This is a genomic window from Burkholderia sp. 9777_1386 (assembly GCF_015712265.1).
GTDB classification, from domain to species: Bacteria; Pseudomonadota; Gammaproteobacteria; order Burkholderiales; family Burkholderiaceae; genus Burkholderia; species Burkholderia cenocepacia.
Genome location: NZ_JACCQB010000003.1, coordinates 251,494 through 268,048, shown reverse-complemented (window position 1 = coordinate 268,048; position 16,555 = coordinate 251,494). Strand labels below are relative to the sequence as shown.

Annotated in this window: 12 protein-coding genes and 1 tRNA gene; 11 read left to right on the top strand and 2 right to left on the bottom strand. The window is 63.7% G+C overall.

Features of this window, described 5'->3' with window-relative positions; all coding sequences use genetic code 11:
• From H0X91_RS04940 to H0X91_RS04930, 3 genes are all read left to right on the top strand, one after another.
• Positions 1-371: AMP-binding enzyme (locus H0X91_RS04940; protein ID WP_442859761.1), on the top strand; the 371-nt coding region annotated here is incomplete at its 5' end.
• An 83-nt stretch (positions 372-454) separates the two neighbouring features.
• Positions 455-799 carry a DUF4212 domain-containing protein gene (locus tag H0X91_RS04935; RefSeq protein ID WP_006482758.1) on the top strand — a complete coding sequence of 115 codons (345 nt, stop codon included), beginning with the start codon at positions 455-457 and terminating at the stop codon, positions 797-799.
• 3 nt (positions 800-802) lie between these two features.
• The gene (locus H0X91_RS04930) at positions 803-2,818 is read left to right on the top strand and encodes a sodium:solute symporter family protein (RefSeq protein WP_006482756.1); all 2,016 of its coding nucleotides are present in this window, start codon (positions 803-805) and stop codon (positions 2,816-2,818) included.
• Positions 2,819-2,893: 75 nt separating this feature from the next.
• Here the strand turns inward: H0X91_RS04930 and H0X91_RS04925 are convergent.
• Positions 2,894-2,984, bottom strand: a tRNA-Ser gene (locus H0X91_RS04925).
• A 57-nt stretch (positions 2,985-3,041) separates the two neighbouring features.
• Positions 3,042-5,222, bottom strand: a complete 2,181-nt coding sequence (locus H0X91_RS04920; RefSeq protein ID WP_062911308.1) for a TonB-dependent receptor — start codon at positions 5,220-5,222, stop codon at positions 3,042-3,044.
• A gap of 343 nt (positions 5,223-5,565) precedes the next feature.
• Between H0X91_RS04920 and H0X91_RS04915 the strand changes: the two genes are divergently transcribed.
• From H0X91_RS04915 to H0X91_RS04880, 8 genes are all read left to right on the top strand, one after another.
• On the top strand, positions 5,566-6,195 hold the full coding sequence (locus tag H0X91_RS04915; protein WP_006482752.1) for a LysE family translocator: 630 nt from the start codon (positions 5,566-5,568) through the stop codon (positions 6,193-6,195).
• 418 nt (positions 6,196-6,613) lie between these two features.
• Complete coding sequence (locus H0X91_RS04910) at positions 6,614-9,391, top strand: type VI secretion system Vgr family protein (RefSeq protein ID WP_060264706.1); 2,778 nt, start codon at positions 6,614-6,616, stop codon at positions 9,389-9,391.
• A 23-nt stretch (positions 9,392-9,414) separates the two neighbouring features.
• The gene (locus tag H0X91_RS04905) at positions 9,415-11,676 is read left to right on the top strand and encodes a T6SS effector phospholipase Tle3 domain-containing protein (RefSeq protein WP_196432854.1); all 2,262 of its coding nucleotides are present in this window, start codon (positions 9,415-9,417) and stop codon (positions 11,674-11,676) included.
• Entirely contained in the window at positions 11,673-13,154 is a 1,482-nt protein-coding gene (locus H0X91_RS04900; protein ID WP_162838537.1) for a virulence factor, read from the top strand. The genes H0X91_RS04905 and H0X91_RS04900 overlap by 4 nt, the downstream gene beginning before the upstream one ends.
• A gap of 9 nt (positions 13,155-13,163) precedes the next feature.
• Positions 13,164-13,427 (top strand): PAAR domain-containing protein, encoded by a 264-nt coding sequence (locus tag H0X91_RS04895; protein WP_006482760.1) that lies wholly within the window; start codon positions 13,164-13,166, stop codon positions 13,425-13,427.
• Between the two features lie 46 nt (positions 13,428-13,473).
• Positions 13,474-14,808 carry a virulence factor gene (locus H0X91_RS04890; RefSeq protein ID WP_196432858.1) on the top strand — a complete coding sequence of 445 codons (1,335 nt, stop codon included), beginning with the start codon at positions 13,474-13,476 and terminating at the stop codon, positions 14,806-14,808.
• Between the two features lie 9 nt (positions 14,809-14,817).
• Complete coding sequence (locus H0X91_RS04885; RefSeq protein WP_059721189.1) at positions 14,818-15,081, top strand: PAAR domain-containing protein; 264 nt, start codon at positions 14,818-14,820, stop codon at positions 15,079-15,081.
• Positions 15,082-15,127: 46 nt separating this feature from the next.
• Positions 15,128-16,465: a virulence factor gene (locus tag H0X91_RS04880; RefSeq protein WP_196432857.1), complete on the top strand. Its 1,338-nt coding sequence runs from the start codon at positions 15,128-15,130 to the stop codon at positions 16,463-16,465.
• The last annotated feature ends 90 nt before the right edge of the window (positions 16,466-16,555 follow it).

Sequence of the window (16,555 nt, the reverse complement as noted above, 5' to 3'; positions counted from 1 at the left end):
ACCGGCTCGGCACGATGGAGATCGAGTCGGCGCTGGTGTCGCATGCACTCGTGGCCGAGGCAGCGGTGGTCGGCCGTCCGGACGATACGACGGGCGAGGCGGTCGTGGCGTTCGTGGTGCTGAAGCGTTCGCGCCCGGAAGGCGACGAAGCGGCGGCGCTCGCGAAGACGCTGCGCGACTGGGTCGGCAAGCAGATCGGACCGATCGCGAAGCCGAAGGACATCCGCTTCGGCGACAACCTGCCGAAGACGCGCTCGGGCAAGATCATGCGGCGCCTGCTGCGCTCGCTCGCGAAGGGCGAGGCGATCACGCAGGACACGTCCACGCTCGAGAACCCGGCCATCCTCGAGCAGCTCACCGAAGTGCGCTGAGCGCCTGCCGGTCGCGCGTCACGCGCGAGCCCCTGCGCGGCAATCCCGATTGCCCGCGCAGGGGCTTTTTGCTACATAACGGCATGACCGTTCCGACCCGTTCGGCGCCCGCCGCGCCACCCCCCGTTCCCGAGCCGCTCGCGCGTGCGCATGCGCGCTACTGGCGCTTCAACGTCGCGCTGATCGCGGTGCTGATGGTGATCGGCTTCGCGGTGTCGTTCATCGTGCCGTTCTTCGGGCCCGCGCTCGCCGGGATTCGCTTCGCCGGCTTCAGCCTGCCGTTCTATGTCGGCGCGCAGGGCGCGATTCTCGTCTACCTCGTGCTGATCGTCGTCTACATCGGGCTGATGCAGCGCGCGGACCGCACGCTGCGCCGCGCGTACGACGAGCATGCGGCACGCGCCGGCCATCCGAACGGCGGGCGCTGATTCATGTTGACGCGTCGACTGATACGCGCATACGCGCTTTATACGCTCGGGTTTCTCGGCTTCGTGCTGCTGATGTGGCGGATCGAGCGCGCGACCGGCTCGGGCGTCTGGATCGGTTACGTGTTCCTGTTCGTGCCGATCGCCGTGTACGCGGTGATCGGGTTGTTGTCGCGCACGTCCGATCTCGTCGAGTACTACGTGGCCGGGCGGCGCGTGCCGTCCGCGTTCAACGGGATGGCGACGGCGGCCGACTGGCTGTCGGCCGCGTCCTTCATCGGCCTGGCCGGCTCGCTCTACGCCACCGGTTACGACGCGCTCGCGTACGTGATGGGCTGGACGGGCGGATTCTGCCTCGTCGCGTTCCTGCTCGCGCCGTATGTGCGCAAGCTCGCGCGCTACACGATTCCGGATTTTCTCGGCACGCGTTTTTCGAGCACGGCCGTGCGCGCGCTCGCGGCCGGCGCGGCGATCCTGTGTTCGTTCGTGTACCTCGTCGCGCAGATCCAGGGGATCGGCCTGATCGCGACGCGTTTCATCGGCGTCGATTTCGCGATCGGGATCTTCTGCGGGCTCGCGGGCATTCTCGTGTGCTCGTTTCTCGGCGGAATGCGCGCGGTCACGTGGACCCAGGTCGCGCAGTACATCATCCTGATCAGCGCGATCCTGATTCCGGTCTCGCTGATCGCGATGAAGAACGGGCTCGGCCCCGTGCCGCAGTTCAATTACGGCACGCTGATGGAGCGCGTCGCGGCGCGCGAGGCGCAGGTGCGCGACGCGCGCGACGAGCAGCAGGTGCGTGATGCATACCGCCGGCAGGCCGCGGATATCCAGACGCGGCTCGACCGGTTGCCGGCGTCGTACGCGGATGCGCGCCGGCATCTCGTCGACCAGCTCGCGGACCTGCGGCGCCACAACGGGCCGCTGCGCGAGATCAGCCTGCGCGAGCGCGAGTTGGCCGATTTCCCGCGCGATCCGGCGGCGGCGCGCGTGGCGTGGACGCAGGTGCGTGACGACCTGCTCGCGCGGGCCGAGCCGCCCGTGCCGATGCACGAGCCGTTTCCGGCCGCGAGCGAGGATGAACGCAAGCCGCGCGAGCGGAACTTCCTCGCGCTGCTGCTGTGCCTGTCGCTCGGCACCGCGAGCCTGCCGCACATCCTGACGCGCTACAACACGACCACGTCGGTCGCGTCGGCACGGCGCTCGGTCGGCTGGACGCTGTTCTTCATCGCGCTGTTCTACCTGAGCGTGCCGGTGCTCGCGGTGCTGATCAAGTACGAGATCCTCGCGAATCTCGTCGGGCGGCCGTTCGCCGAATTGCCGGCGTGGGTTACGCAGTGGCATCACTTCGAACCCGACCTGATCAGTGTCGTCGAGGTGATCCGGGACGGCATCGTGCACTGGTCGGAAATCCAGATGCAGCCGGACATGGTGGTCCTGGCCGCGCCGGAGATCGCGGGGCTGCCGTACGTGGTGTCGGGGCTGATCGCGGCCGGTGCGCTGGCGGCGGCGCTGTCGACCGCGGACGGGCTGCTGCTGACGATCGCGAACGCGCTGTCGCACGACGTCTATTACTGCATGGTCGCGCCGGATGCGTCGAGCCAGCGGCGCGTGACGATTTCGAAGGTGCTGCTGCTGGGGGTGGCGCTGTTCGCGTCGTATGTCGCGTCGCTCAATACCGGGAAGATCCTGTTTCTCGTCGGCGCCGCGTTTTCGCTGGCGGCGTCGAGCTTCTTTCCGGTGCTGGTGCTGGGGGTGTTCTGGAAGCGCACCACGACGCGCGGCGCGATTGCCGGGATGGTGACCGGGTTGGCGGTGTGCGTGTACTACATCGTGTCGACTTATCCGTTCTTCACGCAACTGACCGGGTTCGCCGGGCGCCCGTGGTTCGGGATCGAGCCGATCAGCTCAGGCGTGTTCGGCGTGCCGGCGGGGTTTGCGGTGGCGATCGCGGTGAGTCTGTGCGACAAGCGGCCGGATGAATACACGAGGGCGCTGGTGGATTACATTCGGCACCCGTGATCAGCGGGGCGGGGGGAGCGCGTATCGACGTGCGTCCGGAAACGAAAATGCCCGCGGGCGCGGGCATTTGAATCCTGGCGGAGAGAGGGGGATTCGAACCCCCGATAGGCGATTAACCTATACACGCTTTCCAGGCGTGCGACTTAAACCACTCATCCATCTCTCCGGAAGACCGAGAGTATAGCAAACTCTGGCGGCAGCCCGCCACTCCCTTCGGCGCCCGTCAGAAATCCGTCGTCATCGACAGCCACACCGAGCGCGGGTCGCCCTGCGTCAGGTATCCGCCGATCGTCGACGACCAGTACGACTTGTTCGCGACGTTGCGCACGGTCGCGCGGAACGTCGTCTTCTTGCCGAACACGTCCGTCGCGTAACGCGCACCGAGGTCGAAGCGGTCCCATGCCTGGATCGACATCGTATTCGCGACGTCCAGGTACTGCGGCCCGGTGTGGATCCAGCGCGCGGTCAGCGTGAGCCCGCGCAGCATCGGCACGTCGTATTCGGCGCCCGCGTTGAGCAGGAACGACGGCACGCCGATCGGCCGGTGGCCGTCGTTCGTGCCGCCGGCCGTGTTCTGCAGCGTCGCGTCGAGGTACGTGGCGCCGGCGATCAGCCGCACGCCTTTCCACGGCTCGCCGTACACGGCCGTCTCGATGCCGCGGTGCCGCTGCGTGCCGTCGGCGCCGAACAGGTTCGTCGCCGGATCGGTGTACGCCATCGGCTTCTCGATCTGGAACAGCGCGAGCGACGCGCCGTACTTGTCGGTGTCGTAGCGGACGCCGGCTTCATATTGCTTCGACCGGTACGGTGACAGCGCCTGGCCCGCGTTGCGCGCGGTGTTGGGCGCGATCTCGCCCTGCGCGAGCGCTTCGCTGCGGTTCGCGAAGATCGACACGTTGCGCCACGGCTTCACGACGAGACCGAATACCGGCGTCGTGATCGCGTTGCTGTAGGTGCTGGTGACCGCGCCCGTGTAGTCGAAGTTGTCGACCGAGATCGACTGGCGCCGCGCGCCGAGCGTGAACAGCACGCGGTCGTCGAGGAAGCCGAGCGTATCGGACACCGCGAGGCTGCGCAGCCAGGTCTTCGTGACCGTGCCCGGATCGTTCATGTCGCCGCCCGCGTAGGCGGTGGGCGGCGACGCGACCGGCGCCGGATCGTAGAGCGTCGTCGGGAACGCGTTCGACATCGTGTAAGCGGACTGGCTGTCGATGCGGATGAACGACGCGCCGGCGGTCACGAAGTGCGACACGGGGCCGGTCGTGAAGCGGCCGCGCACGCCGGCCTCGGCCGACTGCGCATCTTCCTTGTGCGGCACGCTCAGGCGCGAGCCGGTCGTGCCGGACGACGAGTAGGTCGGCGTGTAGTAGTCGCCGTGCTCGTTCGTATGGCGTGCGCCGGCCGATACGTAGGCCGTCCACGCGGGCAGGAAGTCGTACTCGGCGCGCACGATGCCGACCGTGTCCTCGAGTTCGCTGAAGCTCCACGGCTGCGCATAGTTGTGCGTCGCGGACGGCACGGCGGGCAACGGGCTGCCGCTGACCAGCACGATCGGGCGGCCGTTGTCGATCCGCTGCCGCTGATACAGGAAGTCGCCGGACAGACGCAATGTGTCGCCGCGCCAGTCCAGCGACACGGCGGTCACGTTGCTGCGGCGGCGCTCGTCGTCGACGGCGGTGTCGCCGCCGCTGATCGACTGGTTCACGCGCACGCCGAACTGGCCTTCGCTGCCGAACCGGCGGCCGAGGTCGACATGCGTGCCGAGCGAGCCGGATGTCGCGCCGTCGACGGTGACGCGCGTGAGCGGCTTGTCGTCCGCGTGCTTCAGTTGCAGGTTCACGCCGCCGCCGACCGCCGAGCCGTTCGGCGATGCACCGTTCAGGAATGCATTCGCGCCCTTGAACACGTCGACACGCTCGACCGCATCGGTCTGGACGAGTTGCCGCGGCGTGACGCCGTACAGGCCGTTCAGCGACACGTCGTCGCCGGCGAGCGCGAAACCGCGGATGACGAACACCTGCGAGAAGTTGCCGTAGCCCGATGCGCTGCGCACGGCCGGATCGTTGTCGAGCACGTCGGCGAGCGTGCGCGCCTGCTGGTCCTCGATCAGTTTCGACGTATAGGTGGTCATGCTGAACGGCACGTCGCTCGCCTTTTGCCGGCCGAGCACGCCGAAATCCGCGCCGCGCGCGACCTGGCCGCCGGCGTAGGTCGGCGCGAGGTCGCCGGGCAGCGGCTCGGCCGCGCCGGTCACGTTGATCGACGGCAGCACGGTGGCGTCGGGCGCGGCGTTGGCGGCGGAAGTGGCCTGCTGGGCCCCGGCGGCGGCCGGGAAGGTGCAGGCGAGTGCAATGCCGAAGGCAATCGGCGTGAGACGCAGGACGGGTAACGAAAGTGTCGACATGGGACGCAAATCGGGTGTGGTCGGTGATCCATCCCAGGGCGGCAAGTCGGAATCCGGGCGGCGTGACGCGTCCGTGCTGTCGCGGACGTATTTTTATCGAGCGGCGGAGTCTAACGTAAACGAGAATCATTGTCGTTTACGGAGGGGTCGGTCCACTATTTGAGATAACTGGGTGCGGTTTACCGGCGACGGTGCACAACCGCCGAGCGGGCGTCGGGGCGAGCATGCGATCATGCGAAGACCGCATTCGTCGTAACAAACCGTGCGCACCGGTTGCGGCCTGGTGGCCCGATCACGACGACGATGCCGTCCGTACCGCACTCTTCAAAAGGAACGCCACGCCATGTCGCTCTCCGCCTTGCTCGCCTTTGCGCTGATCCTGTCCGTCGGTGTCGCGACGCCGGGCCCGACGGTGTTGCTCGCGATGAGCAACGGTTCGCGCTACGGATTGCGTCACGCGATGGTCGGCATGCTCGGCGCCGTCACCGCCGACGTCGTGCTAGTCGCGCTGGTCGGGTTCGGCCTCGGCGTGCTGCTCGACGCGTCGGAAACGGCGTTCGTGACGCTGAAGCTGCTCGGTGCGGCGTGGCTCGCGTATGTCGGCATCCGGATGCTGATGTCGAGCGGCGGGGCCGCGGCTGCGCAGCCCTGCGTGCCTGCGACGCCCGATCGCCGGAGCGCCTTTCTGAAGAGCTTCTTCGTCGCGATGAGCAACCCGAAGTACTACCTGTTCATGTCGGCGCTGCTGCCGCAGTTCGTCGACCGGTCGCATGCGATCGCGCCGCAGTACGCGATTCTCGCGGCGACGATCGTCGCGATCGACGTGATCGGGATGACCGGTTACGCGCTGCTGGGCGTGCATTCGGTCCGCGTATGGAAGGCCGCGGGGGAGAAGTGGCTGAACCGGGTCAGCGGATCGTTGCTGCTGATGCTCGCGGGGTACGTTGCGCTGTATCGCAAGGCCGTGCATTGACGCGGTGGCGCAGCGGGGAAGCGTCGTAGCCTCGTGCCATCCGGACGAGATGACGTCGGCCGAGGATCTGCATTTCGGCCGCGACGTTCGCCGGTATCGACGGACGATGGGATTCACGATTCGTGACTTGGCGGTGCAGTTCGTCCGGCCCGTATCGGGAATGCGGCGCGGACGGGACCGACACCGGGACGACGCTCGAGGGGCGCGGGACGGGATCGGCCGACTTCGAAAGAAAGTGAACGGTTGAGCCCGTTGCGCGCCGTGCAAAAAGGATTCTAAATCCTGTCAAAAAGCCGTCACCAACCTGACAAATTTGCTATGCTCGCCGAAAACCAGACGGGCGGCACTCCCAGGACGGACCAGCGGGCGTGATTGCTCGCCGAACAACGAAGTCAAACAAAATCCTGAGAGTCACGCTGTGAATACAGCCGAATTACTACGCACGTTTGCGTCGGGGGTGGTCGATCAGAACAATCGACCGGTTCGCATGAACTGGGGGCCTGCCCAGAAAACGCTCGAGCAAGTGCTTGCGCTCCAGTATGCCGATATCCGGGAAGGGCTGATGACGGGTATCGAGGGGCATCTGACCTGCGTGTCGGCACGGGCCGATCTGCCGATCCGCAGCTTCATCGGACTGCCGGTTTCCGTCGAGATGACGACCGATCGCGGGCGTCTTCATCCCATCAACGGCATCGTCACCGACGTCCGCACCGGGCAGTCGGACGGTTCGCTGACCTGCTACCAGCTGACGATTCGCGACGTGCTGTCCGTGATGGAGCGGCGGACCAATTCGCGGTTGTTTCGGTCCAAGAGCCTGCCCGACATCCTGGGTGTGCTGCTTCAGGAATGGCGCCAGCGCAGCTCGGCGCTCGCGGGCGCATTCGAGTTCGACCTGTCCGGTCTGCAAGCCGCGCGTTACCCCGCGCGTGAACTCACGCGGCAGGTCAACGAGTCGGACGCGCACTTCATCCGGCGGCTGTTGCGACGGGACGGGGCGACCGTATTCGTCAAGGCGGGCAAGGCAGGCGAGCGGGCGAGCGGCCAAGCGCACGACACGCCGGTGCATACGCTCGTCTTTGCCGATGACTCGATGAAGTTGCCGGAGACGGTCGCCGGCACGATCCGATACCATCGCGACGCCGCCACCGAGGCGCGCGACTCGATCACGCTGTGGGCGACGAGCCGCCGATTGATCCCGGGCAAGGTCGTCCGGCCGACGTGGGACTACAAGAGCGGCCGGATGTCGCAAACCGAGCAGGCGACGATCGTCGATCAGGGCGACGGCGGCAACGACCTCGGGCATTTGCTGGCCGACGTCGTCATCGATATCCCGCATGCCGGGGATTCGTCGTCCGATCTCGACCGGATCGGCAAGGACCGGATGCTGGCGCATGAACTGCGTGCCGAATCCGTCGACGGCGTGAGCAATGTGCGTGATCTTGCCGTCGGTCACTGGTTTGCGCTCGCCGAGCATCCGCAACTCGATACGTTGCCGGCCGAACAGCGGCAGTTCGTCGTCACGTCGCTTCATCATTGCGTGCGCAATAACCTGCCGAAGGAACTGAACGAGCGCGCGCAATCGCTGTTCGCGGCAAGCCGCGTGCTGTTCAACGCGGTGCCGGCCGACCTGAGCGGCAAGCCGGGCGACGAAAGCGACAGGCGCTACGAGAATACGTTCTCGTGCGTGCGGCGCGGCGTGCCGCTGACGCCGGCCTACGATCCCCACGTCGACCTGCCGCCGGTTCATCCGATGACGGCGGTCGTCGTCGGGCCGGAGGGCGAGGAGGTGTTCTGCGATGAAATGGGCCGCATCCGGGTGCGGATCCAGGGGCTCAGCGCGGACGATCATGCGCACGCGCAGGGCGCCGGCACGAGCGGCACGCCGTCCGACAGCGCGCCGGTGCGCGTCGCCTGCGCGCTCGCCGGGCCGAGCTTCGGCGCGAATACGTTGCCGCGCGTCGGCATGGAAGTGCTGATCGGCCATATCGGCGGCGATCCGGACCGGCTGGTCGTGATGGGCGTGCTGGCCAACGGGCCGAACATGCCGGCGACCTTCAGCCATACCGGCGCACTGCCGGGCAACCGCTATCTTTCCGGCACGAAGACGAAGGAAATCAAGGGGCAGCGCTACAACCAGATCCGCTTCGACGATACGCCCGGGCAGATCAGCAGCCAGCTGGCGAGCGAGCATGCGTACAGTCAGCTGAACCTCGGCTATCTGACGCAGCCGCGCGACAACGGGCAGGGTACGGCGCGCGGCGAAGGCGCGGAGTTGCGCAGCGATGCGCATGTGGCGATTCGCAGCGGCAAGGCGATGCTGATTTCGGCCTGGGAGCGGCTGCGCGCGAGCGACGGCCACCTCGCGCGCGACGAGTATCTGCAACTGATGCAGGAATGCGTCGAACTGTTCAAGAGTCTCGGCGACTATGCGGGCCAGCATCAGGGCGTGGCGCCGGATACGCAGCCGCACGATGCGCTCATGACCACGGTGAAAGGCTGGCCGAATGGCAAGGCGTCCGACGGCGGGGAGTCGTCAGGCGCGTCGATGGCCGCGATCGGCATCACCGCGCCGGCCGGCATCAGCATGGCGACGCCGAAGACCGTGACGACCCATGCGGGCGGCAACGTCGATGTCGTCGCGCAGAACCACCTGCAGTACACGAGCGGGCAGCGGATCAACCTGCAGGCCGGGCATGGCGTGGCGATGTTCGCGCACAGCGAGGGCGTGTCGGCGATCGCCAACCAGGGGAAAGTGGCGCTGCAGAGCCAGAACGACGACACGCAGATCGATTCGGCGAAGAACATCCAGATGACGGCGGGCGGCGGCAAGCTCGCGGGCATGGCCAGCGAGCAGGTCGTGTTCGTGACGTCGGGCGGCGCGTACCTGAAGCTGCAGGGCGGCGATATCGAGCTCGGGTGTCCGGGGAGTTTCACCGTCAAGTCGGCGTCGCATACGTGGGCCGGGCCGGCGAGCATGAGCGCCGACTTTCCGAAGTTCGACCAGGGCTCGCTGGGGCGGGTGCCGAAGCTGGTCCGGGCCACCGACGGACAGCCGGTCGAGGGCATGGAAGCCGAGGTGCGAAAGGCGTCGGGCGAATTGATCAAGGGGAAGACCGACGCGCAAGGCAAGCTGGCGCCGGTCAGCAGCGACCAGTTCGAACAATTGGCGGTTCGCTTCTTCAAGTCGAGAACCTGAGCCGAGTCTTCAAGAAAAACAACATGTTCAACTACAACTTTGCGCAGAACCCGGGCGGGCAACCGTCGACGGACGACCCGTCGCAGACTCCGGTGGGTGGTGGACTGGGGACGACGCTGTTCAACCGCAACGACCTCGAGTGCGTGATGCAGATGCCGCTGCCGGGCGTCGTCATTTTCGTGCACGGGGTGAATTCGGAAGGGGAATGGTTCCAGGAGGCCGAGAAGGGGCTGTGTGCCGGGTTGAACCGGCGCATGGGGCGTTATGACGATCAGCTGTTCCATTGGGGGCCGGTGGCCGGGCAGATGACGCCGGTCAGCTATATCGAAAGCCTGACGCCGGACGGCTTCCTGAATCCGGAAATGTCGTCGAAGACGTACATCAAGCCCGATCCGTCGTTTTCGCCCGTCATCCACTTTCGGTGGGGCTATGCCGCGAATGCGGAGGAGCTGAAGGAGTATGGCGACAAGATCATGCTCAACGAGAAGAATTACTGGGGCGGTGGTCCGTTCGCGGGCGGGTGTTCGAGTCTGCCGGATCTGTGGAACGACGGGTTGAACGATCGGCTCTTTCTGTGGCTGACCGTTCAGCACATGAACAGCATCGGCAATCGAAAAATCTACTCCACGCCGCCGCGCACTTACGGCGTACTTGGCGCGCTGCGGCTGGCACGCCTGGTCGAGTCGATCCGCAAACGACAGGCCGACGCGCCGATCACGATCGTGTGCCACAGCCAGGGAAACATGATCGGCCTTGCCGCCGCATTCCTCGGCGACCGGTTGCCCGAGGTGACGGATCAGTGGGGCAAGAAAGGGCGCTGCGTCGCCGACACTTATGTGCTCGCCAATCCTCCGTACAGTCTCGTCGAGGCCAACATGACCGACTCATGGGCCCAGCGCGGAGTGCGCGACAAGAACGGTCACGTGGGGCGCGAGACCTATGTCGCGCGCAAGGAGACGTTGAGGGCGTACTTCGATATCCTGCGTGCCCGGGCCGAGCTCGAGATGCCTGCGGAGGATCTCGATCGCGCGATGGAAAGCGCGAGACCGTCGAAGGATGGAGGCAAACCGTATAGCGCAGCCAAGGACCGGGAGGCGCATGGGCTGTACCAGAAAAACACCTACGGAAGAGTGACGCTGTACTGCTGCCCGCACGATCAGGTCATTTCCGCCCTGACCGTTCAGGGAATCGGCTGGCGCGGGATGAGTATCGATGAAATCAGTGCGACGAACGCGTGGGGCGTTTTTTCGCAACGCGTGTTCGCATCGAATTTCGAGGTGGGCGGAGAGAGCAAGCTCTATCGGTACTGGCAGGATGACTGGCGCAAGGACAAGAACCAGAAGGAAGGTTTCTGGTATCCGCCATCACCACCGGCGCGGTATGGTCTTGGACGAGGTATGCATTCCAATGAAGGGTGGATCGCGAAGATTTTCACGCTTGCAACGAGTCCGGTCTTCTACCTGTTCAATTTGACGGACATGGCAGTCAATGCCGAGCCACCGAAAAATTGGGAAATCCCGATTACGGCGCCGATGCTCGACAAGGAAACGCGCTTCCTCCCGCAGGCGTTGCGCTACGGTAAGCCGTCGGGCGCTTGCGATGCGCAAGGGAAACCGATTGAGGAAGGGCGCTTCAACGAGGGTTACGATCCGCCGTCGGCTGGGCGTGACGCCAACAAGGAGAACAAGCGTGATGACGATCCATACGACAACTTCGACGCGAAGTCGGAAAAATTCAAGACCGAGGGTGATGCGCTGAAGGCGCAGGGGGACGCGGCGTCCGAGGCTGCGCAGCGGTATGAGGATCATTCCATTCTTCGGATGGAAGCGAGAAGGTCCGGAAATCGCCGCTGGGTCGACAAGAACGGAAATGTGGTCGGGGAGGATAATCCGGCGTCAGCGAGTGCTGACTATACCGAATGGCGGAACAACGAGATATTCCAGATTCTGAACGGCGGGGACAAGAATAACCCCACCAACCATTCGACCATCATGACCAACAAGGATCATGCTGAAAAGGCACTGGCTTACGATGTGGCAATTGGGCTGTGCTATCTGACAGAGACGGATTGGCAGGACCTCAGGATTCAGGCTGATTGGCGATTTGCCAATAGTCTGGGTGATGAGGGTCAGAATGGTAAGATGGCGGAATACATTTTGACTGGAAAGTGCGATAAATCATTTTTGCAGGATTGGGTAGTCAAGGATGCTCATGCAAAAATGCCTTCCAAGATACACGACGAGCGAGATGGTGGATTTTTCATGAAGCTTGGAGGCATTTTATGAGATCGGCCATTGCTACGTGGCCGCGTCGATTTGGAGTCGCCGGCGGTGCATTGCTTCTTGCGTTGGGTGTATCGGTTTTAATATTGGTTTCGTCTGATGAGGCGACAGGAGCGCTGTTGAGCATGGGAACTCTGATGAAGCGGTTAGTCCTGGTTCCAGGGCTTGTGGCAATCATGGTATTTGCATTTGCAACTGTGATGGCGGGGCCGCGAGCAGTTGCGGCCTCATTGAACGAGAAGGCGGCTCCGGCCACCGGAGTTGGGGCGTCCAGGCCATTCGTTGCTCAGGTCGTCGGGCTTGGCTGGATGAACCCGCTGCAGCGCAAGGATTACAGTACCGAGTGGCAGACATTATGGACGCTCGGCCTGGTAAAGCCGAATGTCAACGATGATATGGTTCGGGTTAATCCTAAAAAATATTCAACCTTGCAACCGATTGCTATCGTGGCCGATGGTCGCCGGGGGCGTGAATCATTTTCCGGATTCTATAAAAAGTATGTCAATGAATTGCTGATCCTTTTCAGGACGCGATATTTTACGAATGAGGACTATTTTTACACGGTTAGCGCGGATAGCCAGAAGAAGTGGCGGGAATTGGCTGGCATGCATATCGAGCTCGCCATCCCCTCGGGCCGACTCGATCCTGGGCTGGCGTCGGCACATTTGCGAGATCAGATTGTTAACTTCTTCGAAATAGGAAATCCGTCCGCCAAAAATTTATGGAGCCACGACACACCGCCGGATGTGCACGTGACATCAGGGCAGGGGAATGCCGGCTTCACGTCGTTGAATGCGGCGCTGGACTATCTGGCCGCCCACCCCGACAAAAGCGCGTGGGTGATGAACTGGGATGCGCCGAGTTTCCCGCCGAACGACGAACAGATCAACGAGAACATGGTGGTGCTGTTCCTTGCCGGCCCGGATCTGAAGACCGAGCGCGAGCCGCTGGCGTGGATCGGTAAAGCCGCTCGAAGCAACGTCAAGGATTTCGACGCAAAGCAAGGCGCGAGTCGCGCGGTGCAGGCATGGAAGTCGACGATCGATACGGCGGCGACTAATGCAGGCGTGCCGGTATCGTCATTGAATTACATCGTGCACGACGCGGGCAAGGGCAGCGATGCTGCATCGACAAGAATTGCATCGCTGTCGCAGACGCTGACGGAAGTACTGCCGGAATACGATTTCCGTACGCAGACCTTCAATACGTCGGCACTGCTCGGTGACATGGGCGCCGGCGCGGCGCTGACCGATGTGGCGCTGGCGATCGGCCGAGCGAATCACCTCGGTGGAAATGTGCTCGTAGCCGGAACGACGGACCCCGAGCATCCGACGGCAGTCGTCGTCGTCGCGCCGTCGAAGCTGACGCCGATCGACGCCGGCAAGGACTGGTTCCGCGCACGCGGTGAGAACAACGCGTACTTGCCGTGGTGGGGGCGCCGTCACGACGCGCGCCCTGCGTCGCAAGGCTATTCGGAATAAGGAACACGCATGCGCGGAATCATTCGAGTCGGCGACGCAACGAGCCACGGCGGTCAGGTCGTGACCGGCAGCGCGGTCAGCGAAGTGATGGGGCGGCCGGTCGCCCGGCTCGGCGATACGTGTATCTGTCCGATCGCGGGCCATCAGGCCTGCTTTATCGCCGAAGGCGATCCGCAGGTCATTGTCGACGGGAAACCGGCTGCATTCGATGGACACAAGACGTCGTGCGGTGCGACGCTGATTTCGAGTCTGGCGTCGTCCGGGCGGGAATGAATTGCCGGACCGGCGCGCGGGGTTGGCCGGTTCGATCGGGGTATTCATGCACTGCTTCACTCTTGCCAGACGTATCGGGTGCGTCTCGATCGTGATGGCGACATTCTTGTCGAGCCCGCCATTGCGGGCTGAGACGCGCGCCGCATCGACGCAATCCGTCGAAGGTGCGTCTGCCGCGCCGTTTGTTGCCCAAGTTGTCGGACTTGAATGGCTCAATCCGCTGCAGCGTCGTGACTATCCGACGGAGTGGCAATTGCTGTGGACGTTGGGCCTGGCTTCTGCGAACAAGAATGATGATATGGTGCGCGCCAACCCTAAAAAGTACTCTGCCGTTCAAGCGATCTCAATCATTGCGGATGGCAGCTCTGGACGTGAATCATTTGGTGGATTTTACGAGAAATATATCGACGAGTTGCTCGTATTGTTCCGTACTAGATATTTTACCGATTCCAACTATTTCTATACCGTGAAACCTGGTGACAGAAGTAGATGGCGTGAGCTGGCTGGCGTGCATGTTGAACTGGCAATTTCTGGTCGTCTTGATCCCATCAAGGCAAAGGCATATTTGCGTGATCAAATAATCAGCACGTTCGAGATCGGAAATTCATCGGCAAAAGATCTGTGGAGCCACGACACACCGCCGGATGTGCACGTGATATCGGGGCAGGGGAATGCCGGCTTCACGTCGTTGAATGCGGCGCTGGACTATCTGGCCGCCCACCCCGACAAAAGCGCGTGGGTGATGAACTGGGATGCACCGAGCTTCCCGCCGAACGACGAACAGATCAACGAGAACATGGTGGTGCTGTTCCTTGCCGGCCCGGATCTGAAGACCGAGCGCGAGCCGCTGGCGTGGATCGGTAAAGCCGCTCGAAGCAACGTCAAGGATTTCGACGCAAAGCAAGGCGCGAGTCGCGCGGTGCAGGCATGGAAGTCGACGATCGATACGGCGGCGACTAATGCAGGCGTGCCGGTATCGTCATTGAATTACATCGTGCATGACGCGGGCAAGGGCAGCGATGCTGCATCGACAAGAATTGCATCGCTGTCGCAGACGCTGACGGAAGTACTGCCGGAATACGATTTCCGTACGCAGACCTTCAATACGTCGGCACTGCTCGGTGACATGGGCGCCGGCGCGGCGCTGACCGATGTGGCGCTGGCGATCGGCCGAGCGAATCACCTCGGTGGAAATGTGCTCGTAGCCGGAACGACGGACCCCGAGCACCCGACGGCAGTCGTCGTCGTCGCGCCGTCGAAGCTGACGCCAATCGACGCCGGCAAGGACTGGTTCCGCGCACGCGGCGAGAACAACGCGTACTTGCCGTGGTGGGGGCGCCGTCACGACGCGCGCCCTGCGTCGCAAGGCTATTCGGAGTAAGGAGCACGCATGCGCGGAATCATTCGAGTCGGCGACGCAACGAGCCACGGCGGTCAGGTCGTGATCGGCAGCGCGGTCAGCGAAGTGATGGGGCGGCCGGTCGCCCGGCTCGGCGATACGTGCGTCTGTCCGATCGCGGGCCATCAGGCCTGCTTTATCGCCGAAGGCGATCCGCAGGTCATCGTCGACGGGAAACCGGCTGCATTCGATGGACACAAGACGTCGTGCGGTGCGACGCTGATTTCGAGTCTGGCGTCGTCTGGGCGGGAATGAATTGCCGGACCGGCGCGCGGGGTTGGCCGGTTCGATCGGGGTATTCATGCACTGCTTCACTCTTGCCAGACGTATCGGGTGCGTCTCGATCGTGATGGCGACACTCTTGTCGAGCCCGCCATTGCGGGCTGAGACGCGCGCCGCATCGACGCAATCCGTCGAAGGTGCTTCTGTCGCGCCGTTTGTTGCCCAAGTTGTCGGACTTGAATGGCTCAATCCGCTGCAGCGTCGTGACTATCCGACGGAGTGGCAATTGCTGTGGACGCTCGGGTTGGTGAAACCGAACGCCGCCGACGACATGGTGCGCACAAAACCCCAAAAATACTCGACCTTGCAGGCGGTTTCCATCGTCGCGGACGGTAACTGGGGAGGCGAGACGTTTTCCGGGTTCTATGAAAAGTACGTCGACAAACTTCTGGTCCTCTTTCGTGTGCGATATTTCACGAACGAGGATTACTTCTATACCGTCAGCGCGAGGTCACGACGGAAATGGAGAGAACTGGCTGGCATGCGAGTCGAGTTGGCTATTCCCGGTGATAGGCTGAACCCTGAACTGGCAGCGTCATATTTGCAGGATCGTGTTGTCAACATCTTCGAAATCGGCAACCCCTCCGCAAAAAATCTATGGATCCGCGACATACCGCCCGACGTGCACGTGACGTCGGGCCACGGCAATGCCGGCTTCACGTCACTGAACGCCGCGCTGGACTACCTGGCCGCGCATCCCGACAAAAGCGTGTGGGTGATGAACTGGGACGCGCCAAGCTTCCCGCCGCAGGATGAACAGATCAACGAGAACATGGTGGTGTTGTTCCTCGCCGGCCCGGATCTGAAAACCGAGCGCGAACCGCTGGCCTGGATCGGCAAGGCGGCGCAAGGCAGCGTCCAGGATTTCGACGCGAAGCAAGGCGAGGGCCGCGCGGTGCCGGCATGGAAGTCGACGATCGACGCAGCCGCAGCCAATGCGGGCGTCGCGGTCTCGTCGCTGAACTACGTTATCCACGATGCGGGCAAGGGCAGCGCGGCCGCGTCGTCAAGGGCCGCGTCCCTGTCGCAAGGGCTCGCCGAAGCCGTGCCGGAAAGCGATCTTCGCGGCGAAACCTTCAATACGTCGGCACTGCTCGGTGACATGGGGGCCGGCGCGGCGCTGACCGATGTGGCGCTCGCGATCGGCCGCGCAAATCATCTCGGCGGCAACGTGCTTGTGGCGGGCACGACGGACACCGAACATCCGACGGCCGTGGTGGTGGTCGCACCGTCGAAGCTGACGCCGATCGATCCCGGCAAGGACTGGTTCCGCGCACGCGGGGAGAACAACGCGTACTTGCCGTGGTGGGGCCGCCGCCACGACGCGCGCCCGGCGTCGCAAGGCTACTCGTACTAGGGCGCGACGCCCGCGTTAAGCAATCTGTAACAATCAGCGGAATGGCGACAGGCCAATTCTTTCAAAATACTTTCCATTTCTCTCCGTCGG